At 62.0% G+C, this 23133-nt stretch carries 17 protein-coding genes; 9 read left to right on the forward strand and 8 right to left on the reverse strand.

Features of this window, described 5'->3' with window-relative positions:
• Position 1 precedes the first annotated feature (1 nt).
• Positions 2 to 1642 carry an NAD(P)/FAD-dependent oxidoreductase gene (locus tag K3M35_RS23135; RefSeq protein ID WP_039957842.1) on the reverse strand — a complete coding sequence of 547 codons (1641 nt, stop codon included), beginning with the start codon at positions 1640 to 1642 and terminating at the stop codon, positions 2 to 4.
• Positions 1643 to 2540: 898 nt separating this feature from the next.
• Positions 2541 to 3239 (reverse strand): helix-turn-helix domain-containing protein, encoded by a 699-nt coding sequence (locus K3M35_RS23140; protein WP_085989293.1) that lies wholly within the window; start codon positions 3237 to 3239, stop codon positions 2541 to 2543.
• A gap of 275 nt (positions 3240 to 3514) precedes the next feature.
• Between K3M35_RS23140 and K3M35_RS23145 the strand changes: the two genes are divergently transcribed.
• Positions 3515 to 4666 carry an acyl-CoA dehydrogenase family protein gene (locus K3M35_RS23145; RefSeq protein ID WP_039585270.1) on the forward strand — a complete coding sequence of 384 codons (1152 nt, stop codon included), beginning with the start codon at positions 3515 to 3517 and terminating at the stop codon, positions 4664 to 4666.
• A complete protein-coding gene (locus tag K3M35_RS23150) occupies positions 4666 to 5760 on the forward strand; it encodes an acyl-CoA dehydrogenase family protein (RefSeq protein WP_006550545.1) in 1095 nt (364 codons plus the stop codon). The genes K3M35_RS23145 and K3M35_RS23150 overlap by 1 nt, the downstream gene beginning before the upstream one ends.
• Before the next feature lie 146 nt (positions 5761 to 5906).
• On the opposite strand, the gene K3M35_RS23155 is transcribed toward K3M35_RS23150, so the two are convergent.
• Together K3M35_RS23155 and K3M35_RS23160 are read right to left on the reverse strand one after the other, a co-directional pair.
• Positions 5907 to 7067 (reverse strand): iron-containing alcohol dehydrogenase, encoded by a 1161-nt coding sequence (locus K3M35_RS23155; RefSeq protein WP_006550544.1) that lies wholly within the window; start codon positions 7065 to 7067, stop codon positions 5907 to 5909.
• A 10-nt stretch (positions 7068 to 7077) separates the two neighbouring features.
• Positions 7078 to 8568 carry a CoA-acylating methylmalonate-semialdehyde dehydrogenase gene (locus tag K3M35_RS23160; RefSeq protein ID WP_006550543.1) on the reverse strand — a complete coding sequence of 497 codons (1491 nt, stop codon included), beginning with the start codon at positions 8566 to 8568 and terminating at the stop codon, positions 7078 to 7080.
• Positions 8569 to 8682: 114 nt separating this feature from the next.
• On the opposite strand from K3M35_RS23160, the gene K3M35_RS23165 reads away from it, so the two are divergent.
• A complete protein-coding gene (locus K3M35_RS23165) occupies positions 8683 to 9597 on the forward strand; it encodes a LysR family transcriptional regulator (protein WP_006550542.1) in 915 nt (304 codons plus the stop codon).
• 518 nt (positions 9598 to 10115) lie between these two features.
• Positions 10116 to 11303: a TetR/AcrR family transcriptional regulator gene (locus K3M35_RS23170; RefSeq protein ID WP_081314887.1), complete on the forward strand. Its 1188-nt coding sequence runs from the start codon at positions 10116 to 10118 to the stop codon at positions 11301 to 11303.
• A 430-nt stretch (positions 11304 to 11733) separates the two neighbouring features.
• Here K3M35_RS23170 and K3M35_RS23175 read toward each other — a convergent pair whose 3' ends face one another.
• The gene (locus K3M35_RS23175; RefSeq protein ID WP_220667046.1) at positions 11734 to 13377 is read right to left on the reverse strand and encodes an NAD(P)/FAD-dependent oxidoreductase; all 1644 of its coding nucleotides are present in this window, start codon (positions 13375 to 13377) and stop codon (positions 11734 to 11736) included.
• A gap of 1390 nt (positions 13378 to 14767) precedes the next feature.
• On the opposite strand from K3M35_RS23175, the gene K3M35_RS23180 reads away from it, so the two are divergent.
• From K3M35_RS23180 to K3M35_RS23200, 5 genes are all read left to right on the forward strand, one after another.
• A complete protein-coding gene (locus K3M35_RS23180; protein ID WP_259444387.1) occupies positions 14768 to 15592 on the forward strand; it encodes an enoyl-CoA hydratase-related protein in 825 nt (274 codons plus the stop codon).
• 5 nt (positions 15593 to 15597) lie between these two features.
• Positions 15598 to 16758: an acyl-CoA dehydrogenase family protein gene (locus K3M35_RS23185; protein ID WP_039957847.1), complete on the forward strand. Its 1161-nt coding sequence runs from the start codon at positions 15598 to 15600 to the stop codon at positions 16756 to 16758.
• Positions 16751 to 17857, forward strand: a complete 1107-nt coding sequence (locus K3M35_RS26745; RefSeq protein ID WP_006550537.1) for an acyl-CoA dehydrogenase family protein — start codon at positions 16751 to 16753, stop codon at positions 17855 to 17857. Before K3M35_RS23185 ends, K3M35_RS26745 begins: the two co-directional genes overlap by 8 nt.
• Positions 17857 to 19479 carry an AMP-binding protein gene (locus tag K3M35_RS23195; protein WP_220667047.1) on the forward strand — a complete coding sequence of 541 codons (1623 nt, stop codon included), beginning with the start codon at positions 17857 to 17859 and terminating at the stop codon, positions 19477 to 19479. The genes K3M35_RS26745 and K3M35_RS23195 overlap by 1 nt, the downstream gene beginning before the upstream one ends.
• 76 nt (positions 19480 to 19555) lie before the next feature.
• The gene (locus K3M35_RS23200; protein ID WP_229566256.1) at positions 19556 to 20431 is read left to right on the forward strand and encodes an SMP-30/gluconolactonase/LRE family protein; all 876 of its coding nucleotides are present in this window, start codon (positions 19556 to 19558) and stop codon (positions 20429 to 20431) included.
• A 61-nt stretch (positions 20432 to 20492) separates the two neighbouring features.
• Here the strand turns inward: K3M35_RS23200 and K3M35_RS23205 are convergent, their stop codons facing one another.
• The 3 genes from K3M35_RS23205 to K3M35_RS23215 form a co-directional block, all read right to left on the reverse strand.
• Positions 20493 to 21110 carry a hypothetical protein gene (locus K3M35_RS23205; RefSeq protein WP_220667048.1) on the reverse strand — a complete coding sequence of 206 codons (618 nt, stop codon included), beginning with the start codon at positions 21108 to 21110 and terminating at the stop codon, positions 20493 to 20495.
• Positions 21111 to 22397: 1287 nt separating this feature from the next.
• Positions 22398 to 22682, reverse strand: a complete 285-nt coding sequence (locus K3M35_RS23210; RefSeq protein WP_006550534.1) for a YciI family protein — start codon at positions 22680 to 22682, stop codon at positions 22398 to 22400.
• 256 nt (positions 22683 to 22938) lie between these two features.
• A partial coding sequence (locus K3M35_RS23215; RefSeq protein ID WP_308257110.1) for a helix-turn-helix domain-containing protein occupies positions 22939 to 23133 on the reverse strand: 195 nt, incomplete at its 5' end.

Consider the following 23133-nt stretch of genomic DNA (forward strand, 5'->3'; position numbering starts at 1 on the left):
CTCACGATACCCGCAGTCCGTCGGTGTATCCTGCCGCCTTTTCCTTGTGCCAGAAATCCAGGTACATGGGCAGCCCATTCAGATACTGAAGCATCTGAGGCTTCTTGCCGGGGATGTTGCTGCCGTTGTACCAGGACTTTGCATGCTTGAACAGCGCCATGTCATCGGTACCGTTGATGTGATCGGTCCAGGCCTGGTCAGCTTCGGGAGTCGATTCGAACCGGGTAAGGCCCTCCGACCGAAGAAATTCGAGGAACTCGACTATGACCTCACCTTGAAGCTCCGCGTTCGTGGACCCGTTCGCAAAGGCGGCGGGGCTCTGTGGACCGTACACGAACATGGCGTTGGGAAAACCGGAGGTGAATGCGCCGAGGTATGCGTCGACGCCCTTGCGCCACTTCTCACCAAGGGTGACGCCAGCGGAGTTACGGACCTCCATTGCAGTGAGCGCACCCGTATTATTGTTGAATCCGGTTGCGAGTACGATGATGTCGAACTCTCCGTGCTCGATACCATCGGATGTGCGAAATCCGGTTGCTGTGAACCCGGTGATCGGTGCCTCCTGGATGGAGACGAGTTCGACGTTCTCCTGGTTCATCACCTCGTAGTAGTTCTGGTGCAGGGCCGGCCGCTTGGCTCCGAACGGATGCGGAGCTACGTCAGGTACCAGCAGGTCGGCCTTCACCGGGTCGAGGATCTGCGGCTTGATCTTGCTCTTCCAGAACTCGTAGACCATCGAGTTGGTTTCTTCGCTGAAGAGATAATCGGAGAAGTTCCCGAGCCAGAATGCGAATCCGCCCTGGTTCCACAGACGTTCGAACAGTGCGAGACGCTCTTCCTCGGATGTGTCGACGCCGTTTCGGGGATCGAACTCGTAGTCGATCGCGGCGAAGGTTTCGCGACACTTGTCCGCCACATCCGGCATGGCCTCCTTCAGGGCCGCTTGCCTCTCCTCGGTGAGGTGCTCCTGGTGCATGGGCAACGAGAGGTTCGGCGTGCGCTGGAAGACGGTGAGTTTCTCGACGACAGGGCCGGCTTCCTGGACTACTTGGACTGCGCTGGCGCCGGTACCGATGATGGCAACTCGTTTTCCGGTCATGTCGATATCGTCTCGCCACCGCGCGGTGTGGACGAGTTCACCTCGATAGGCGTCCATTTCGGGGATATTCGGGATGTAGGGTTCGGTAGTCGATCCCGTTGCGAACACGACGAAGCGTGCGCGGAAGCTCTCATCGTTCTGTGAGACGAGAGTCCACATCCGCTCGTCCTCGTCGAACGTCGCGCTGACGACCTTGGTGTTGAAGCGTGAATCCTTGCTCAGGTCCAGTTTGGAGTCGACATAGGCGAAGTAACTGCGCATCTCCTCGTGGTCCGGGAACATCTGTGAGAAGTTCCAGTCCTTCCAAAGGTATTCATCGGTGAATTGGTAGACGGGCGCATGGCTGTCGACTCGTGCGCCTGGGTAGCGGTTCAGGCTCCAGGCGCCACCGAAGCCCCCACTGGCTTCGAGTAGAACTACGGAGCACCCTCTGTCCCGAAGGTTGCGCAGTTGATAGATTCCGCCGAAACCGCCGCCGACCACGATGACGTCGTAATCCTGTGTTTCCGTCGTGGCGTGCTCGGGTAGATGGGTTGATGTCATGGGTCTAAACCTTTCCGAGGCTGAGGTGCGGGCAGAAATCCGGGGCGTTGTGTCCGACTTTGCTTTCCGAAAGTCAAACGGCCTGTCGGAGTTGCGACCTCGTTGCGTATGCGATGTGGCATGGGTCACGAAGGTGGAATGAATCGACAATAGCGACGCCTCAAAAAATCCGCAACTAGAAATAAAAATACGTAAATAAGTAATCAGAGATTTGCGGTGAGGTTCACATGTCTTCTCGAGACGAGGGGAGCAGAGCCGGGGCAAAGGGTCTTCGTTGTTGGGGGGGGTTGACGCTCGGGTGGGCTCAGGCCGGGTTGCCCGGTGCCGGCGGCACGTCGACGAATGCGGGACCTGGGTTCCGCCCGATGCTGCAGACGGTGCTGCGGCGACGACGTGGGCGAAGCGAACTCGCTGTTGTGGAGTGCTTGCGCGAGGTTGTCCTGCGGCCGGCCGGAGATCAGGAGTATGTCAGCAACGTGAATGGCGGCTAGGGGATGCGAGACATGTTCGGACGTACGTTCCTTCGCTGTGATCGAAGGCGTCTGCAGGATTCTGCCGACCGCTACGGTCTGCGGCGTTCGATCCGGAAGTCGCGCCGCGTGGAAGCGCGCCCTCCGATGGATCCGGCGACCGAGCGGCACACCGGGAATCGATCATCTGTTAGGTCAGGTGGCGAGATCGAGCAGGCGGGTCCGATCGCGATGTGAGGGTCACGCTCGTCCGAGAGGCGGCCGCCTGACCGTCGCGTGTTGCTCACGGATGCGGTCGCTTACCGAGTGGCCGCGACGACCCTCGTCCGTTCTTGCGTAAGCCGGGGATGATGGGGTGCGGCGTCGGTCGACACGGACGTCGAGCAGGGTCGACTTACTCGTCGAGGAGCCAGTGTCCATGGTGCAGGTTAGCGAAAGCCCCACTTGGTGGCGTACCGCAGGCAGATCTCGACGAGTTCGTCCTGCCGTTCGACGATGGTTTCCCGTATCCCGACCACGCCGAGGGTGGCGATGGTCCGGCCGCGTTCTCTGAGGGCGACCGATACCCCGTCTGCATGTTCAACGGCCACACCGGGTGCCACGCATACGCCGGTGTTCTCGAGTTCATCGAGTGAGTGCAGGAAGCGCTCGACGAAGTCGGCGTCGGTGGGTGGTCGAGAGTTGAGGTACGCCCAGATGTCACGTTGATCGCGATCGGCCAGCAAGAGCCATCCTGCAGAGGTGCGCAGGAGGGATCGGCGCACCCGGTTTTCTGCCAGGTATGCGTAATGCGGGTCGGAAGAAACGTGATCGACGTAGAACAGGTCGTCGCCGACAGATGTGGACAGTGTGGTGGTCAACCCGGTCTCGGCGTGGACCTGCTCGAGCTGATCATGGCTGATCGAGGTGACCGGAGGTCGGCCGGCGATGACGTTGAGAAGATAGGGTGCGGTGCCGAGGGTGTAGATCCGGTCGCGCTCGTCGAGGTAGCCGACGGCGACGAGGCCGTTGATCAGGCCCTGGACCGAACTGACGGGCGCGGCGAGTGCCCGTGCGATAGCGGTGAGGGTGAGGCCGTTTTCGGACCGGGCTACGAGTTCGAGGATCGAAGCCACCCGATCGACCATGCGGTGCCGGGGACGGCCGGGAACCTTCTCGACCGGCACGGCTCCGGGGGGCCCAGGAGTGTCAGCCATTTCGTGAGCCTATCAACAGGGAGAACTCCTCCAACCGATACATAATTACGTAAGATAATTCGCTATTGCGTAGATGTCGAGAACTGGATAGTGTCCCCCGAGAGGGGGTCGGCGTTCGCCCCCGATCCGACCGCCACTTACTCGGCGGCGAAACTCACGCGAGCATGTCGGGCGTCGCCCCAGCCGGAACTTCCTATGGAGGCACTATGAATTCCTCCGTCGCGCCGCCGACGACGGTGACCACTGATGAAATGGATGCTCTACGCGCCGAGGTACGCACCTTTATCGACAACGAAACTGCGGCAGGAACACTCACGCCGGGCATCGACACCTGGCTCACCCGGTGGGACGAGGACTTCACCCGCCGCCTTGCCGAGCACGGTTGGGTAGGAATGACCATCCCGACCGAGTACGGCGGGCACGGCCGGACCCATCTCGAGCGTTTCGTCGTCACCGAGGAGCTGCTCGCGGTAGGCGCACCGGTTGCAGCGCAATGGGTGGCAGACCGCCAGATTGCGCCGTCGTTGCTGAAGTACGGCACCGAAGAGCAGAAGCACAAGTACCTTCCCCGAATTGCCGCAGGTGAGTGCTTCTTCGGCATAGGAATGAGTGAGCCCGACTCAGGATCGGACCTGGCCAGTGTCCGGACCCGCGGCACCCGCGTGGACGGCGGCTGGACCGTCACCGGCACCAAAGTGTGGACCTCGGGCGCCCACCACGCTGAGGCGTTCATCGTGCTGGCCCGCACGGAACCACTCGACACGGCACACCGCCACGCGGGACTGAGCCAGTTCATCGTTGACCTCCGTTCCCGAGGCGTGACGATCCGGCCGATCATTTCCCTCTCCGGCGACCACCACTTCAACGAGGTGGTTCTGGACGAGGTATTCGTTCCCGACGCCATGGTCTTCGGCACGTTGGGCAATGGATGGGAACAGGTCAACTCGGAGCTTTCCTTCGAGCGCAGTGGACCCGAGCGTTTCCTTTCGACCTTCCGGCTCCTGGCTGCCGAGATCGGCGCGGTCCGAAAGGGACTGCTGCCCGAGCGCACCGATCTGGGACGTTCTGTGGCCCGGATGGTCGGACTGCACGCACTGAGCCAGAACATCGCCGGAGCCCTTCAACGTGGCGAGAAGGCCGACACTGCCGCCGCCCTGGTCAAGCTCCTCGGTACCAGCATGGAAGGCGACCTCGTCGAGTACGTCTCTGATCGGTTGGGCGACGAGAGCATGGACGGGCAGGCAGAAATCGGGGCTCTGTGCAGAGCCGGACTACACCAGCGTCCGGGGTTCACACTCCGCGGCGGTACCAACGAAATCCTGCGCGGCGTGATCGCGCGGGGGCTGGGGATGCGCTGATGACCACGACCGCGATCACAATCGATCTTGCCGTAGACCGGGATCTCCAGGACCTCATGGACGATCTTGTCGCTGGGCACTCGGGGCCGGACATCGAACCGGATCCGGCCGCTGTGTGGGCCACCTTGGGTGCGGTCGGACTCGCCAGGCTGACCGCACCCGAGGAGACCGGGGGCAGCGGCGCGGGTTGGGTCGAGGCCGCTGCTCTGTTGCGCACGACCGCCGCTGGCGGCGTGGCCGTGCCCTTCGCCGAGACCGATCTGTTGGCAGGTCCCTTGCGGCGTGCGGCCGGCCTCGACGACTCATCGTCGGACACAGCGACCGTCGCCGTCCTGAGGGCGGACGGCCTCGCGCGACGTGTGCCGTGGGCTGGTGTCACCGGGTCCGTTGTCTGCGTGCGTCGGGTCGATGCGGGCTACGAACTCGCGGACGTGCCCACCGATCGGCTGACCGTCGAGGCGGTCGAGGGGATCTCCGAGGTGCCCCTCGGGTCGGTCCAGGTCGACGGTGACGTTACTTGGTCACCGGTGGACACTCGTGCCGTCGAGGGCTATGTCCTGCGCGGCGCTCTCATCCGTGCGATCCAATGTGTCGGCGCTATGGAGGGCATGCTGGCTTCGGCGGTTGCGCACACCACCGACCGCGCTCAGTTCGGGCGCCCTCTGGCGCGGTTCCAGTCCGTGCAGAACCTCGTGGTCGACACTGCGGCCGAGTCCGTCCTTGCCGGTGCCGCCGTCGACACTGCTCTCGCAGATGCTGTTACCGACGATCTTGCCGGCGACTTTTCGGCGTTTCGTGTCGCAGTGGCCCGCAGTGTGGTCTCGCAAGCGCTGGCTGTGGCGGTGCGCAACACTCACCAAGTGCACGGCGCAATCGGCACCACCCATGAGCACACCCTCCATCGGCTCACCCTGCCTGCGTTGCAGTGGCGTTCGGAATTCGGGTCCGCTGCGTTCTGGGAGCGTCAGCTCAGCTGTGCTGCCGTCGACGCCGGTATGGACGGGACCTGGCCGATGATCGTCGAGGGTACGCGGATCACGGGTCCAGCTTCTGCCTATCTCGATGCTGTTTCGGGACGTTCACGTCCTGACTGAGTGCATGAGTTCCTGACGACGGTGACATCGCCGGGGTGCGAGCTCCCCGGCGATGGGGCGGCCGAGCGGCAGGACCGAAAGGGTCCTGCCGCTCGAGCTCTCACCTCTGACTTGTCGGAGGACGCGGGGTGTGGATTGCATCCACGCTAGTCGTAGACCTCGACGTACAGTTCGGCGATTTCGTCGACAGTGGGCACAACCGGGTTGTTGCCCGGCGAACCCGAATCGAGCGCCTGTTGCGCCATCAGTGGGATCAGATCGTTCCAGCGAGTTCGGTCGATGCCGTGGTCGCGGGGAGTGGGAACAGCCAGGTCATGACATAGTTCGGCCAGGGAGTCGACGAGGGACTGCGCGGCGATACCGTCACCGGTGGCTTCGGTGGCCACACCGATGGCCCTGGCACAGTCCGCGTACCGTGACTCGGCGCCCTTGACGGAGAATGCGGTGATCGCCGGGAGCAGCATGGCGTTGGACAGTCCGTGCGCGACATGGAAGTGCGCGCCGATGGGTCGGCTCATTCCGTGAACGAGGGCCACGCTTGCGTTCGAGAACGCCATGCCGGCCTGGGTGGCGGCGAGCATCATGGCTTCTCGCGCTTGCTTGTTCTCACCGTCTTCATACGCGGTGCGCAGATTCTGGCCGATGGTGCGCATGGCTGCGAGCGCGAGGCCGTCGGAGACAGGGTTGGCTTTTCGGCTTACATACGCCTCGATCGCATGGGTAAGTGCATCGACTCCTGTATCGGCAGTCAGGCGAGGGGGCATGGACATTGTCAGTTCGAAGTCCACGATTGCTGCGATGGGCAGGAAGGACAGGCCTGGACAGAGCATCTTCTCGTCCGTGACGCTGTCACTGATGATGGTGAACTGCGTAGCCTCCGAGCCGCTGCCGGCGGTGGTCGGGATCGCGACGACGGGAAGCGCTGGTCCGGTGTAGACGTGCGGGACCTTGTAGTCCCGCATCCGGCCCCCGCGGACCCCGAGGACGGCCAGCGCCTTCGCAGTATCCATCGGGCTGCCGCCACCGAAGCCGATCACCGAGTCGGCGTTGTGATCGGCGAGCAGGGCGAGCCCTGTTTCGAGGGAGTCGGTGGTGGGGTCGGGAACGGTGTCGTCGAACAGGGCTGGTGTGATGCGTGCTTCGCGCAGGAGGGTCAAGATCCGTTCGGACGCGCCAGTCGAGGTGAGGAACTTGTCGGTCACCACTACCGGGCGCTGCAATCCGAGTTGACGGATCACGTCCCCGATGTCGTCGATGGTGCCCCCGCCGATTCGCAGGAACCGTGGGAAGGCGATCTGGATACTCATGGTGCCGTCCTTAGTCGTTCTGAGGGAAGCCGAGGTTGATGCCGCCGTGGTTGGGGTCGAGCCAGCGGGTGGTGACGACCTTGCCGCGGGTGAAGAAGTGCACACCTTCGGTGCCGTGGGCGTGTGTGTCACCGAAGAGGGAGTTCTTCCAGCCGCCGAAGCTGTAGTACGCGGTGGGGACGGGGATGGGGACGTTGACGCCGACCATGCCGACCTCGACTTCGTTCTGGAAGCGGCGGGCTGCGCCGCCGTCGTTGGTGAAGATGGCGGTGCCGTTGCCGTAGGGGTTCGAGTTGATCAATTCGAGGGCTTCGTCATAGGTCCCGACCCGTACGACGGACAGGACGGGGCCGAAGATCTCGTCGGTGTAGACGCTCATATCGGTGGTGACGTGATCCAGAAGGGTCGGTCCGAGCCAGAATCCGTCGCTTCCGCCATCGGCCTGCACGGACCGGCCGTCGACTACGACGGTGGCGCCGGCAGCTTCGCCGGCGTCGATATAGGAAGACACTTTGTCACGATGTGCTTTGCTCACCAATGGACCCATATCCGAGTCCTTTGTGCCGTCGCCGGTTTTCAGGCTCAGGGTGCGATCCTTGATCTTTGCAACCAGCTCATCGGCGATGTCCCCGACCGCGACCAGTGCGGAGATCGCCATGCAGCGCTCACCGGCGGAGCCGAAGCCCGCGTTCACCATCGCGTCGGCGGCCAGATCGAGGTCGGCGTCCGGCAGAACAACGGCGTGGTTCTTCGCGCCGCCGAGTGCCTGGACGCGCTTGCTGTGGGCGGTTGCGGTTTCGTAGACGTACTTCGCGATGGGGGTCGACCCGACGAAGGAGATGGCCTTGATCGCCGGATTGGTGAGTAGTTCACCGACGGCTGTCTTGTCACCCTGCAGGACGTTGAACACGCCGGCGGGTAGGCCCGCCTCGGACCACAGTTCGGCGATCCACAGCGCTGCCGTGGGAACCTTTTCCGACGGCTTGAGGACCACGGTGTTCCCGGCGGCAATCGCGATGGGGAAGAACCACATCGGAACCATGGCGGGAAAGTTGAACGGGGAGATGATGCCAACCGGCCCGATGGGCTGGCGGATCGACGCCATGTCGACCTTGGTCGACGCGTTCTCGGTCATCCCACCCTTGAGAAGGTGAGCGATGCCGCAGGCAAATTCGACGACCTCCTGGCCGCGGGAGACCTCACCGAGCGCGTCGGAGAGCACCTTGCCGTGCTCGGAGGTGATGATCGCAGCCAATTCCTGCTTGCGGGCGTTGAGCAGTTCACGGAATGAGAACAGAATCTGTGTGCGCTTGGCGATCGAGGTATCTCGCCATGCGGGGAACGCCGCCGCGGCTGCCTCGATCACCGCGCGGGCGTCGTCTGTGCTCGCAAGTGCAACTTCTGCAGTCACTGCGCCAGTGGCGGGGTTGGTGACCGGGGCCGATGTGCCGTTGGTGCCGGTGAAGGGCTTGTTGTCCAACCAGTGTGGGATGACGGTCATGGTTATGTGCTCCTGTGACTCTGTGGTTTTCTCGAGTCTGTCGGTGCAGATGTGCCGCGGTCAACGAGTATCTTCGCAGTGATAACTGCAATTTTGCAGCAGCAAGGGAGTGGGATGTTCACCGCCGATAACATGCGTTTTCTGCTGGAGTTGTCACGGACCGGGCGGATCGCGGACGCGGCCAAACGGCTGGACGTCGATCAGACCACGGTGTCGCGCAGGATCACCCGACTCGAAAAAGACATGGGAGCGCGACTGTTCGACCGGGGATCGTCGGGATGGCAACTGACCGAGGCCGGCCGGCGTCTGGTGCCGTACGCAGAAGCGGTCGAATCGACTCTGTTGGCTGCACTCGACGCGACATCGTCCGCTGGATCCGGCAGTCTTCACGGCACTGTCCGGATTCTCACCCCGGACGGCTTCGGCGCCTATGTGTTGGTTCCGGGACTGGGCATGGTGCGCGACAGACACCCTGACCTGTTCACCGAGCTGCGTACGTCGACCACGCACGATCTGGTGACCGGTCGCGACTTCGACCTCGCAGTCACTCTCGAACGGCCGTCACCACGATCGGTGTCCGTCAGCAAACTGGCCAACTACGACCTGCGTCTTTATGCATCACGTCGCTACCTCGACTCGCACAGTGCCATCGAGTCCCTCGACGACCTCGAGGACCACACGTTGGTGTGGTACGTGAACGCCATCTTGGACGTCGAGCCGCTACGTCGACTCGAGCGTCTCCTGCCCGAAGATCGCGCGCAAGTCCAGACGAACAACATCACCGGCCACTATCAGGCGGTCAGGTACGGAGTGGGTATCGCACCGCTCCCGACCTACATCGGTAACGCCGACCCCGATCTCGTGCCCGTACTCCCGGACAAGTTCGTGGCCGAGAGAACCTATTGGTTGGTTGTTCCGCGAGAACTGGCTCGCCTGGCACGGGTGCAGGCCGTCATCGAGATTCTTCTCGACATCGTCAGCGAGAATCCGGATCTGAGGGCGCCGGGCCAGGGCGGTGATTCACGCTGATTCGCGTGCCGCTCGGATGGCTGTGGCGGTGGAAGGACGCCTCCGGCATCTTGTCTGTCTTGGGAACGGACGGACCAGGACGGTGTGGGAATACCGGGCAGCTCTTCACTTTTCAGCCTTCGGTCTTCGGACGTCCATCCTATCGATCTTACCGATCGATAGGATGGTAAGTCAATGGTCCATAACTGTCAGTGATCGTCACCAGATGGTGGTTTGACCTCTCATCTGAGATAAACAACCTGCATGATCTGTGCTTGCGGGTGGTTCATGTCGGGTCGCAGACGCAAATTAGGTAACCTGAGGTAACAACTTGTCGTGGTCGGTGTGTGGCTGCGAAGTGTCTCCGGAAGATTGGAGGAGGTCTGTGCTCGTTCAACCGGAGCGACGTAGCAGTCTCGCACGACCCGACGGGGGAGCGCCCTGGCTGGGGCGTAGTTGGACCGACATGCTCAACAGCGACGCGACGTGTCTACCGGAGGCGAGGTCCGGAGGTGAGTCCGTCACGAACGGAGAGACCCATGGGGGCTGAAGCCCGAATCGCACCGACGTCACGTCGGCCGAAAGACCGCAATGTGCAGATCGCGAACAATGCACGCGAGCTGTTCGCACTCAGGGGCTTTCACGCCGTTCGCGTAGACCATATCGCCGAGGCGAGTGGAGTCACCGCGCGTGCGGTGTATCGGCACTACAAGAACAAGCAGGAACTCCTCGCCCGCATCATCGATGAGGATCAACAGCGTTGGATCGACGCTCTGGATTCGATCTCAGAGGTCGAGTCGGATGAGGAGCTGGCCCGGCATCTCGACTACCTGGCGCGTGTCGGTATCGAAAGTCGCCGGCTGTCGGTGCTGTGGCAGCGTGAAGCGCGCCATCTGGACGAGGATGATTTCCGAACCGTACGAAGCAGGGCAGTGTGGATCTCGGACAACGTTGCCGGTCGACTGATCCGTCCGTGCCACCCCGGCCTCGGCGCGTTCGCAACCGATGTTCGCAGTTGGGCGGTTGTCAGCGTCTTGACCAGCCCGGCGTTCTACGACAGCGCGCTTTCGCGGTCTCGTCTCGCTACCGTGATGGCAACGGCATGCGAACGGATCATCGCTGCGCCGACAGTCGAACCTGTGCGTCGCCGGGAGACGCCGACTGTCGAGAACGTGCCGATGGCGCGGCGCGAACAGTTGCTTGCGGCCGCGGCGGCAGCCTTTCGTCGCAGTGGATATGCCGGCGTCAGCATCGACGATATCGGAGCGGATGTCGGGTTCGCCGGTCCGGCGATCTACCGGTATTTCAAGACCAAATCGAGCATCCTCGTCGCATTGATGGAGCGATTCGCCGAGTGGCGAGCATTGGAGGTCGTTCGAGCGCTGCGCACCTCCATTGATCCGGCCGAAGTGTTGTCCGCGTTGATTTCCGGGTACGTGCGTCTCGGAATCGAGGCCGTGGATCTCCTCGCCGTGGCACTGACCGAAGGGCACTACCTTCCAGACGAGGATCGTGAGCGCTTCGAGCGGATCAATGACGATTTTGTCTCCGAGCTGCGCCGGTGGTACTCCTCGGTCCGGCCGGATGTCGACCCGGCGGCCGCGCAGTCGCTCGTGAGCATCGCGGTCACCGTGGTGCACGACTTGGTGCGGATTCCCCATTTCCTCCGCTCCCCGGACTTCGAATCCGAGCTCGATCGGGTAGTGCGTGCCCTGTTTGCAGACTGATGTCGACCGGCGTGCTGGGACGCGTGGGTCAGGCACGCCTCTGCCTTCCGATCTGTAGGTCTGTTTTCGAACCGGACCCTTCTCCCGCTCTCGACCGGTCGGAGCACCGGAGTTGGAGACGACCGCCTGGTGGGCCGTACGTGACAGATCGGCGTCGACGTCGTCCATATTGGTGTGTTCGGACCTGAGGGCGTAGTCGACGTCGGTCGGATGCCGGCCAGGTCCCGACTGTGTCGTTCGGATCGGAGGACCTGCCGAGGTTCCGAAAACTGCTCGAGCGCAGTGTTTATCGCCATGAGCGAGTATTCGGTGACCTCGGGCTCGAACGTCGAGCTCGCACAGTGGAGCAACGCATCCATCTACTTCAACAGTGACGGCACGGGTGCTGGGGTTGTCCGACCCGAGCGCCCGTGCCATCACATCACTGTGTTCAGGTGCGGACGAAACCGGCGTAACCGTTTTCTGCCGACTCCTGGTTCTTCTTCAGGTACTGGGCCAGACCACCGGGATAGGCCAGCAGTTCCCGCTTCTTCCCGGGCACATTGGCATTCATGTACCAGGAGTCCGCGAGCGGGAAGATCGTGGCGGCGGTGACTTCCTCGAAGTGCTGCTGCCACTCCTTCTCGCCCTCCGGCGTCGCTTCGATCCGGGTCAGGTCCCGCTCACGCATACTGACCAGGCAGTCGATCACCCAGTCTCCTTCGAGCTCTGCACAGGTCGGTCCGTTACAGAAAGCCGACGGGCTCTGCGGTCCGTAGACGAAGAGGATGTTCGGAAAACCCGAGGTGGCACGGCCGAGGAAGGTGTGAACACCGTTCGCGTAGGTCTCGCCGAAGGTCTCACCGTTCGTGCCGACGATGTCGATGTCGCAGAGGCCACCGGTGAACGAGTCGAACCCGGTCGCCAGGACGATGACGTCGAATTCGCGCTCGACACCATCAGCGGTGACGATGCCGTTCTCGTAGATGTGATCGATGCGGTTGTCGTTGACGTCCACGAGTTCGACGTTGTCTTGGTTGAAGGCTTCGTAGTATGTGTATTCCAGCGGGCATCGCTTGGAGCCGAAGGGATACGGAGGCTCGGTCGGAACCAACTTCTCGGCGAGGACGGGATCCTTGATCCGGCCGCGGGTTTTGTCGCGCCAGAAACGGTAGATTCGGTTACTGACCTCGACGTCGAAGAACAGATCGGCGTAACCGCCCAGCCAGATCTGCAGGCCTCCTTCGGCGTACAGCTTCTCGAGTCCTTCGGTGAACTCCTCGTCGGTCATCTCGGCTGTCGGTTTGTAGACCAGATCGTAGGCGAGACCACCGAATGTCTGGTTGCGGAACTCGAAGAACTTCGGGTAGCTCTTGCGTAGCTCCTCGTTCGCGGCATGATCGAGCTTGGCCGAATACATCGGTAGCGTCATCGACGGCGTGCGTTGGAAGACCGTCATCGACTCCACCTGCGGGGCGATCGATTGGATGACCTGTACACCGCTGGCGCCGGTTCCGATCACCGCGACGCGCTTGCCGCGCATATCGTAGCCCTTGGGCCACTCGGCGGTGTGGAAGATGTCGCCCTTGAAGGTGTCGCGCCCAGCGATGTTCGGGATGAGCTTCTTGGAACCCGTACCGAGCATCGGAAGGAAGAACCGTGCCCGGGTCAGAAAGGTTTCACCGGTATTCTCGTTGCGGGACTCGACAACCCACTGATCGTGACTGGTGTCGAATCGGGCTGCGACCACGCGAGTGCTGTAGCTGATCTCCGGACCGAGTTCGAGCTTGTCGACCACGAAGCGGAAGTACTCCTGCAGTTCCTCCTGACCGGGGAACATCTCCGACCAGTCCCACTCCTTCCAGATGCGCTCGTCGGAAAACTGGTACGCCGTGGCCTCGGTATCGACCCGGGCGCCGGGGTACTGATTCCAGTGCCAGACACCGCCGGCCTCGGAGCCTGCTTCGTACAGCTTCACCGTGAACCCCAACGCGCGCAGGCGTTCGAGCGCGTAGATGCCGGCGAACCCGCCGCCGACTACCAGTACGTCGAGCTCCTCGGTTACGGGACGAGTGTCCTCGAGTAGGGAGACCATTGTGTATTCCTTTCGCACCTTGGATCTGAAGCCTCGGGCTGTTCGATTCATTTGATCGATCGCTGGTCTGGGCAAAGTCGATGTCGGACGCCGCAGCGGGCACCCTTCGATGCCCCGAGTTCACGAATGTCATCGAGCGCTAACGCACACTCTCCGAATGGGACGATGGTGCCCTCGTCGTCAGAATATGTCAAGGATCACTAATTCGTGTTCGCGATGATCTGGTACGCGGGCGTACCGAGCGCGTACATGTGACCGATATGAAAAGAGGTGTTCCACAGAAGTGTTGGTCAGGTCGAGTGGGGGAATCGACGGTCTCAGGCTCGGAGTGCGGATGGTACGACGTCTGCTGATGGAAACCGGCGCTAACTTCATCGAGCTCATGATCGACTCGCAGATGCCGAGGTGGCGACCGGCGTTCACCGGGACGGTGAGAGGTCTTGCGCCAGGCGTGACCCGCGTAGGTTGTGCCGAGTCGACCCGTGATGGTGCCGGATGGGATGCGTCGGCCTGCCCCGGATTTCTTCGCGCCCGCCGCGTATCGCCGATGCGTCAATGGTTGGTCTTCCGCCGGTCGGCCTCGTCGATGCTCTGCACAACCTCCAGATATCGTTCGGAGGGCATGGACGCTGATCGGTTCGCCGTGTCCGACGAGTGATTCATGGTCCTCTGCAAGGTGTCCGAGATTTCGACGGGCCGAGGATGGTCGTAGGTGTGCAGCGAGACGGATCGTCGCAGGCTGCGAGTGAGGACCGCTGGCGTCGGTCGCGGGACACGCCTCTTCGATGCCGAACGTGTGCCGTTGCGTGACCGGCGAGCGGTGCACTTCTCGGGTCGAGGTGAGGGGTTCGGATCGGGAGATCTTCTCAGCCTTCGGTGACTTGTTGTCACTGGTGGGACGGAGTTGGTTTGCGAATCGCTGCTGGCGGGGGCAGGTTCTCGACGATTATCGGGTGCCACTGGTCCTTTGCGGGTCGCTTTGGGTGTCTGCGTCGACATGGGGGGATCCATTGTGTAGTGCCGCGCGAGGGCTTGTAGTTAGTAGCCCTTGACATCGCACTGTGACGTGGGTAACGCTGTGTGGGAGGTTGTGGTGGGGGTCGGGGCGGTCTGGTGAGGAAGGGGCGACCCGACCGATGGCTGCATGTGTCACTGCGCGGCCTGCTCTGGTGCGCTGCGTGTCCGACGTGGATATTGCGGCCCATAGGCGAAAGATTCTGGGCAAACAGGCATTCCGATCCGGAGCTAGGTGTGCGGAGGTGTCGGCGGCATCTGCGCTCCGGCTCGGGGCGAGAGATTAGTGCCCGTTGACAAATCACCGATAAGGTCCATAGTGTGCTCTCATCTCACGAGGCAAGCGACCTGTTCGAGATTAGCGTTCATAGACTTCATGTCGGCAGCTCGGGGCTTGCTCACGGTGTTCAGAACAGGATGGACCAGCATGGAAACGTTCGAGTTTATCGAGTTCGAGGAGTCCGGCCCGACTGCGACGGTCTGGCTCAATCGCCCGCCGGCCAACGCGGTCAGCCAGGACATGTACGTCGAACTGAAGCAGTTCTTCGATAATGTCGACAAGTACCTTCCCGACGCGCGTGTCGTCGTCGTCGCAGGCCGCGGCAAGCATTTCTGCGGTGGCAACGACCTGGAAGAATTCAAGACCCTGTCGCCGGAGAACTCGCCCGCACGCATGAAGCAGGTACGCGAGGCCTTCTTCTCGATCCGGGACAGTGCGAAGCCGACGGTGGCGGCGGTGCAGGGTGCGGCGGTCGGTACGGGCCTGTGTATTGCAGCCTCGTGTGACCTGGTCGTGGCTGCGGAGAACGCGCGATTTTCATTGCCGGAAGTGAACGTGGGGGTTATGGGTGGCGCCAAGCATCTCTCGCGTCTCGTCCCACAAGGCATGGTCCGCTTGATGCATCTGAGTGGTGACATGGTGCCGGCCGCAGACATTTACAAGTTCGGTGGGATCGTCGAGGTCGTGCCGAACGACGAGCTGATGACTCGCGCCCAGGCACTCGCCGATTCACTTGCTCGACACAGCCCGGCCGCGTTGCGCTTCGCGAAGCTGAGTATGAACACCATCGAGTACATGGACCTCGAGTCCGGTTACGAGTACGAGCAGTCGCTCACCGGTGAACTGTCCGGTTACGAGGACTCCAAGGAAGCAGTCAACGCCTTCCTCGAACGTCGTACTCCCCACTACACGGGCAGGTGACCACGATGACGACGGATCTGGCCGAATATCGGTCCGGGGTCCGCGCGTGGTTGGCCGACGCGGACATTCCCACCGTTCCCCTCGATCTCGACGAGCGATTCGATGTTCTGCGCGACTGGCAGCGAGCGCTGTTCGAAGCCGGAGGGCTGGGCATCAGCTGGAGCAAGGAGGCCGGCGGCCAAGGGTTGTCCCATCTGCACCAACTGGCGTTCGCTGAAGAGCTGGCTTATGCCCGGGCGCCGATGCCTATCGGTCTGATCGGCCTCGACGTAGTCGGACCGTCGATCGACGAGTTCGGCCAGCAGTGGCAGAGAGAAGAACTCCTACCGAAGCTGCTCTCCGGTGAGCACATCTGGTGCCAGGGCTTCTCCGAACCCGAGGCCGGGTCGGACCTTGCCTCGCTGCGCACCCGGGCCGTGCTCGACGGTGACGAGTTCGTGATCTCCGGACAGAAAGTATGGACCAGCTGGGCGCACAAGGCGCAATGGTGTGCGCTGCTCGTTCGTACTGACCCTGCTGCACACAAGCACGCCGGAATCAGCTACCTGCTAGTGGATATGTCCACGCCGGGAATCACGCCGAAGCCCCTTGAGCAGATGACGGGCGACCGCGAATTCTGTGAGGTCTTCTTCGACGAAGTGCGCGTTCCGCGGCGGAATCTTGTCGGAGAGCTCAACGGCGGTTGGGCTGTTGCGACGCACACTCTCGGTATCGAGCGTGCTGCCTACACGTTGCGCCGGCGAGTCGATTACGAAGTCGCGTTCGAAGACGCCGTCGCTGCGCTTCGAGATCATGGGCTTCCCGCGCCGGAAACCGGGCTCGGACGCCGTGTACGCATAGCGATCGGCAAGGCGCACGTTGCATTGAAAGTCCTGAGCGCGCAAACGCAGAAAACGGTCGCGCGACTCGCTGCGGGACAGGTCCCGACTCCGGAGGATTCCGTCGATAAGCTTCTGCTCAACGAGGTCGAGCAGATAGTTTTCGGGGAGATCGCCGAGCTTCTCGGTCCATACCGGGCCGTCGAGGAAAGTCGGCCGTTGGGGCTGGCATCAGATAGGTGGGCACATGACCACCTCTATTCGCGGGCGACCTCCATCTATGGCGGCACCTCTCAGATTCAGCGAAATATCATCTCGGAACGACTGCTAGGACTCCCTCGTGGCTGACGACACCACTACTGCAGAACTGGCCAACAGCCTGGAAGACTTCCTCGCACGCAGTTACGATTCCGCCACCCGACGCGCAGTGCTCTCGGAGAGGAGGGTCACCGAGCTCGGTGGTGTTCTCGGCGAGATGGGAGTGTTCGCTACCTCTGTACCCGAGGTGTTCGGCGGGCTGGGGCTTCCGATGGCGTCGCTCGGACCGTTGTTCACCCTGTACGGCAGGTACCTGGTACCGGGGCCATTGCTGGAGAACTCGCTACTTCCGGCTGTTCTGGCCGCTGATGCACCGGAGACCGCCCGCGCAGCGTTCAAGGCAGCGATGAGCGGTGACGGACAGTTGGCCCTCGTCGATCCGCACGCCACCGGAGACTGGGACGGCGGATCGATCACCGTCCGCAACGGGAGACTCTTCGGACGCTGTCACCTCGTTCGGTTCGGTGGTGATGCGACGCAGCTGGTCGTCGTTTCGGATGATCAGCAGTTATGGCTCGTCGATCCCCATGCGGGAGGCGTCGAGATGATCCAGGCCGATGCCAACGCAGATCCGCTCTCGTCTTTCGCTTCGGTTGGTCTGGACGACGTCGCCGGCACGCCGCTCGCTGATCCGTCTGCAGCGCCGAGGCTGATCGAAGAGATCCGTTCGTGGGTCAGAACGCTCGTCGCATGTGAGTTGAGTGGAATCGCCGCCCATTGCTTACGCACCACAATCGATTATGCGAAGGAGCGTGAGCAATTCGGTCGCCCGATCGGGTCTTACCAGGCGATCAAGCACATCATCGCCGATATGCATGTACATGCCGCCTCGGTCCGGAATCTCTGCGATTCCGTACTCGCGGACTTGGTGAACAGCGAGGCGCCGACAGCGGTCGACGCAGCTGTGCTGAAGGCGCACGCTTCCAAGGTGGCCGTCGAGGTCTGCCAGGACGCGATCCAGGTGCACGGTGGAATCGGATTCACCGCCGAGGTCGATCTGCACTGGTTCTACAAACGAGCGCTCGCCCTACGGCCCTGGTACGGCGATACCCGGGCATTGGAAGAGATGGTCGGTGCGGCAGCATTGGCGCAGACCACAGAACACGCAAGCACGGCGAAGGCGGTCTGATGATCCCACGAGGTGGAAATGTCGCTCCCACTCGCGACTACGTGGCGTCCGGGGATTGGGACGGCGCCTTCATCGACGACTATCTGGCGACCGCAGCCGCCGCGGTACCGGACCGGATGGCACTCGCCGAGCCAACCCGATCGTTGACCTTCGCCGAGTTCGACGCAGCAGTGAACGCGTTGGCAAGCGCCTTGCAAGCGCATGGCATTGCGCCTGGCGATGTCGTCTCGTGGCAGTTACCGAACTGGATCGAAGCGTGCGTGGTCCATCTGGCTGCCATACGTATCGGTGCTGTGAGCAACCCGATCATCCCGATCTACCGGCATACCGAGACCGCGTTCATTCTGCGACAGTCTGCTTCGAGAATCGTCTTTGTCCCGTCGGTCTTCCGGAACTTCGACTACGCGGCGATGGCCTGCGAGATCGCTCGTGAACTGGACGAACCACCTACCGTCGTAGTAGTCGGTGAGGGGAGCCCAGCCGGCGGCATTCGGTACGACGCCTTCGTCGACGGTGCGGAAAAGCCGAACCGTGTCGACCGCTCACCGGACGATGTGGTGCTACTGCTGTACACCTCGGGAACCACATCCGATCCCAAGGGCGCGATGCACAGCCACAACACTCTCAACTACGAGAACCGCAGCATCGCCGACCTTCTCGAACTGAGCGAATCCGATGTGATCTTCATGCCGTCGCCGGTCGGACACATCACCGGAATCCTGTACGGGATCCAGCTACCACCGATGCTGCGCAGCGGCGTGGCACTGCTCGATGTCTGGAGTCCGCAGGCGGGCATGCGTCTGATCGATGAGTACCGCTGCACCACGACGGTCGCTGCGACTCCGTTCCTGCACGGGATCGTCCACGACCCGTCCGGCTCGTCACATGACCTCTCCTCGATGAGGAACTTCCTTTGTGGTGGCGCCGATGTTCCCCCTGACCTGGTCATCGAGGCCACCGACACCCTTGATGCACTGGTTGCGCGTGTCTACGGATCGACGGAGTTTCCGACGGCATCGGCCGGCAAGCGCAACGATCCCTTGACCAAACGAGCAACGACAGATGGCCGAGCAATCAAGTCTGCGGAGATTCGAATTGTCGACGACGACATGCAGGACGTGACCCCAGGGATTCCCGGCGAGATTCTGCTGCGCGGGCCGGAGATGTTCCTCGGATATCTCGACAACCGACTCAACGACAGTGCGTTCACCGCGGACGGTTGGTTCCGCAGCGGTGACCTCGGACGTCTCGACACCGAGGGCTACCTCGAGATCGTCGGCCGCAAGAAGGACATCATCATCCGCGGCGGCGAGAATCTCAGTGCCAAAGAGGTAGAGGACCACCTATTCGCCCATCCGATGATTGCCGACGTCGCGGTCGTCGGATCGCCGGATCCCGTCCTCGGAGAAAGAGTCTGCGCGATCGTTGTACCGGAGGCCGAAGTCGACATCGAGCTCGAGCATCTCACCGGATGGTTGATCGAACGCAACATCGCACGGCAGAAGCTCCCGGAAAGCCTGATCGTCGTCGACGAGTTGCCGCGGACGGCAAGCGGGAAGATCCAGAAGTTCAAATTGCGGGAGCTCGCGGCGGACCGCGCCAAAGGCACAGCCCACCGTTGAGTGGACCCGACACACCGGACACAAGCCCCCTTCATTCCTCGAGCAATGACCATCGCCGCGAATCCCTCGCGGCGGGATGGAGAACATCATGAGAGAGCACCGCTCGGCCGTTTTCTCGACCGGTCACCAGTTCCTCGAAGGTCTTCGTTGGCACCATGGCAAGCTCTGGGCCAGTGATTTCTTCAGCAAGACGGTGAAGACGTTCAACGCCGACGGTTCGTACACGGACGTCGCCGAGGTCGAAGGCTCGCCATCGGGACTCGGCTTCCTGGATGACGGTTCGGTCCTCGTCGTGTCACAGATGGATCGAACCGTCGTGCGGATCGAGCCTGACGGTACACAGTCGGTGCACGCTGACTTCAGCCAGTACGCCGGCGGCATCGGCAACGACATGATCGTCACAGGCAAAGGTGATGCGTACGTCGGAAACTTCGGTTTCGCTCTCGGGGAGGAAGACCCGAAGACAACACGCTTGGTCCATGTGTCCGCAGACGGCTCCGTCAACCCCGTCGGTGGTGAAGTTCTGTTCCCGAACGGCATGGCGATCACCCCGGACAGAGTTCTTCTCACCGCCCAGACATGGCGGCACTGCATCACGGCGTTCGACATCCAGGAAGACGGAAGCCTGGCCAACGAGCGAATCTGGGCCCAGCTCGACGATTCCGTTCACCCGGATGGCATCGCACTCGACGCCGACGGCGGTGTGTGGTTCGGCAACGCGTTGACCCTCGAGTCGGACAGTGGCTTCTACCGAGTTGTCGAGGGAGGAGAGATCACCGACAGGGTTGCGATCGATGGGGCCTGGTCGGTCACCTGTGCATTCGGCGGTGACGATCTCCGCACCCTGTACATGGCGTGCAATGTGACCACGCTCGAGGAGTTTCACGACGGCAAGTCGACTTCGGTAGTCGCGACTGCGAACGTCGGTTACAAGGGCAGCCCGGCAATGTGAGTAGGACTGCCGCAGAAGTATCGGGTCCAAGGGCTGATCTCGGCCGAGTCGACCCCGGTGCTTATGCGGGATTCGGGCGCACTGCAGGTGGGATACGCGCGAGGAGGGAAATCAGGTCGGTCTGACAGGCGTACCCGAAATAGGTGTTCAGTATCGTGGAGAACCCGAGTGCATCGGGCACGTCATAGGCTGGAAGTTCGGCCTCGATCGTGGCGACACAGCGATCGTAGGTTTTCCTGATCGCCGGCGAAGAAGTGGCAACCTGAATGTGTTCACGCGCCGGTGATGTCAACAAGTCCCCATTGAAAAGGTCGATACAGATCGGCTCGGTGACTTCAGCATCAGGGTTCATAGGCACACACGTGTATATCCGACCACCCCGGGACCTCACCTCGCGCCATGCTGCGGTTTCGGCACTGTCGACCCGATCGAGCCACTCGAGGTGACGTTCGGCGAACTCGACAAACCCTGCAGCATCGAACTCCGATGCTCGCCGAATATCCGAATTCGACTCAGCTTCTCCTGGATTGATGTTCGATACAACTGTGCGCGGGTCCGCGGCGTCCGTCCTGCTCCGCTGGGACGCCGCCGTATGGACAGGTGCGGTGTCGGAACCGGACTCAGGTTGAGAACGACAAACCGAAGGCATTACCCCGAGGTTCGGACCGGACAAGGTCATCGTGCATCTACTCCTTCACTACGACCCCTGTCATATGATCGTGTGGACGACCTCCTGTCGTTACTGACTCAGCGCCATCTCCGGCAACGGGACGGCGAGCTCGGATCACTCTGTGTTCGATCTCCTTGGAATCGGCGCGAATACGTTCTCTAACTTGAGATATGAAGCCGGATCCGGGTAAGCACATCGATACGGAGCCGACGACAGCAACGTACACTTCGATGGGTATCGGTAGGACGACTCTGACCGGCGTCAGCGATTCCCGTCGTGGATGGGCCACTACGAACACCACAGCGCGCACTGCGGCGATCCGTCGCTACGTCGACATGCTGCAAACAGCTCGCCGGCGAAGGGGGTGTTCTATCGAGGACGGAGAACCCTGCTTCGATCATCGCCTTTGATCACCGAAGCAGGGTCCCGGCAGCCCGAGCGCAGGCAGCAGGTGGGATCTGCCCGTGCCCAGTGGCGGAGGCACGCCGCCTCGCCCATGCCGCATACGCACCATCGGCCGACACGTGGCTTTCGGTGGATACTCATGAGACGAACCGTCAACAGGTAGCTCGCTGTTTCTGGACCGCATGACTGTCGACGGAAGATACCTGCTCAATCAATATATGTAACAGTACTGTTCACTACTGCGCGACATTGCCACCCCATCATTTCTGGATGCTCGTTCAGCGGCTTCGGAGCGTGGAGCACAGTTCCTGCGCGAGTCTCGACCATATACTCGGTGGCCAAGGCCTCGCCGTGCACCATCCGCGCACATCTACTGAACACGTCCAGTTTCCGTTGGCCAGAGCCTCCCGGATCTCCCGCCCAGGTATCCCGAAGGCTTCGAGGACCCGGCGATCGCTGGGCGCGACATTCTGAAGGGCGGTGGGGGCATAGAAACCGAGTGTGAGGGCGCGGGAACAGTCGTGGCTGACTTCCGGCGTAGCGTCCACGTCAAGGATAAAGAAATCTGTTCCAAGAGTGCCGTGTCACACCGTTTCCGTTGACACGTCGGTTGTGTGGATCGACAGTCTCACCCTGCGCTGATTGTCTCTCGAACCCGTGGATTTGGTTGGACCCGATCAAGCGAGCACTCGATCGGCCGGCTGCATCTCCGTCTGCGCGTTCACTCCACCATGTATCGACGGGCGCCTCAGGACGTCACGTGACGCAATTCCTGGCCTCACATACGATCCGCGCCTTCGTCGAATGCACACACTGTGCGTCCCATCGTCTGGTCCACTGCAAAAATGCTGCATGCTGTGACCAACAGAAGCTAGGCATGCCGCTTCGTCGTCAGATTCCCACGAGGGGTCCGATGACGGGCTTCCACTGGTAGATGGTCTGGTCGACGACAACACCCTGCGTGACATAGGGGTCCTTGGCGAGCAGGGCCTGCAGGTCGTCTTCGCTGTCCGCCTTGAACACGAGCAGGGCGCCGGCTCCGTCGGCCCAGGCGCCCGCTTCCTGTAGCACGCCTTTGGCGGCCGCGTCCTTGACGAAGACCAGGTGGTCGGCATGGGCGGCCTCTTTGACGGATGCGTCAGTGGTGTACGACCAGATAACAGCGAACAGGGCCATGGTCACTCCTCGGGGGATACGGTCATGAAACGACGCGCGTACTCCTCATGGAATACGTACTCGAGAACGGTAGGGCGTCGGATGCCGCAGCGAGTGTCCTATTTTGCAACATCGTCCGTGCACGACGACGAGGTACAAACGGCATCATTGCTGTCCCGAACAGAGGTGGGAAGACGTCCGCTCGGCGTGAGGAAGAGGGTGTCCGCGCAGACTCAGCGGCGAGGATGTCTTGTTATGCGACAGAGTGTTTCAGGGGTCAGGAACCGAATGTTTCGTTTTCCAGGCCCAGCGCGCGGATCTTGCGGTAGAGGGTCGAGCGGGCCACACCGAGTCGGTGGGCGGCGAGGGATTTGTTGCCGTCGGACTCGTCGAGGGCGCGGACGATCGCTTCGCGTTCGGTGCGTTCGAGCGAGGTCAACCGGCGGCCGGCGCCGAGGGCGCGGTAGTCGGC

The sequence above is a fragment of the Rhodococcus sp. DMU2021 genome (genome assembly GCF_019641445.1).
Taxonomy (GTDB): domain Bacteria; phylum Actinomycetota; class Actinomycetes; order Mycobacteriales; family Mycobacteriaceae; genus Rhodococcus; species Rhodococcus pyridinivorans.

Bases quoted from the DNA above. Each gene is read 5' to 3' on its own strand.
- K3M35_RS23135 (WP_039957842.1), bottom strand. From the start codon at position 1,642: ATGACATCAACCCATCTACCCGAGCACGCCACGACGGAAACACAGGAT.
- K3M35_RS23140 (WP_085989293.1), bottom strand. From the start codon at position 3,239: ATGGTCGATCGGGTGGCTTCGATCCTCGAACTCGTAGCCCGGTCCGAA.
- K3M35_RS23145 (WP_039585270.1), top strand. From the start codon at position 3,515: ATGAATTCCTCCGTCGCGCCGCCGACGACGGTGACCACTGATGAAATG.
- K3M35_RS23150 (WP_006550545.1), top strand. From the start codon at position 4,666: ATGACCACGACCGCGATCACAATCGATCTTGCCGTAGACCGGGATCTC.
- K3M35_RS23155 (WP_006550544.1), bottom strand. From the start codon at position 7,067: ATGAGTATCCAGATCGCCTTCCCACGGTTCCTGCGAATCGGCGGGGGC.
- K3M35_RS23160 (WP_006550543.1), bottom strand. From the start codon at position 8,568: ATGACCGTCATCCCACACTGGTTGGACAACAAGCCCTTCACCGGCACC.
- K3M35_RS23165 (WP_006550542.1), top strand. From the start codon at position 8,683: ATGTTCACCGCCGATAACATGCGTTTTCTGCTGGAGTTGTCACGGACC.
- K3M35_RS23170 (WP_081314887.1), top strand. From the start codon at position 10,116: ATGGGGGCTGAAGCCCGAATCGCACCGACGTCACGTCGGCCGAAAGAC.
- K3M35_RS23175 (WP_220667046.1), bottom strand. From the start codon at position 13,377: ATGGTCTCCCTACTCGAGGACACTCGTCCCGTAACCGAGGAGCTCGAC.
- K3M35_RS23180 (WP_259444387.1), top strand. From the start codon at position 14,768: ATGTCGGCAGCTCGGGGCTTGCTCACGGTGTTCAGAACAGGATGGACC.
- K3M35_RS23185 (WP_039957847.1), top strand. From the start codon at position 15,598: ATGACGACGGATCTGGCCGAATATCGGTCCGGGGTCCGCGCGTGGTTG.
- K3M35_RS23195 (WP_220667047.1), top strand. From the start codon at position 17,857: ATGATCCCACGAGGTGGAAATGTCGCTCCCACTCGCGACTACGTGGCG.
- K3M35_RS23200 (WP_229566256.1), top strand. From the start codon at position 19,556: ATGGAGAACATCATGAGAGAGCACCGCTCGGCCGTTTTCTCGACCGGT.
- K3M35_RS23205 (WP_220667048.1), bottom strand. From the start codon at position 21,110: ATGACCTTGTCCGGTCCGAACCTCGGGGTAATGCCTTCGGTTTGTCGT.
- K3M35_RS23210 (WP_006550534.1), bottom strand. From the start codon at position 22,682: ATGGCCCTGTTCGCTGTTATCTGGTCGTACACCACTGACGCATCCGTC.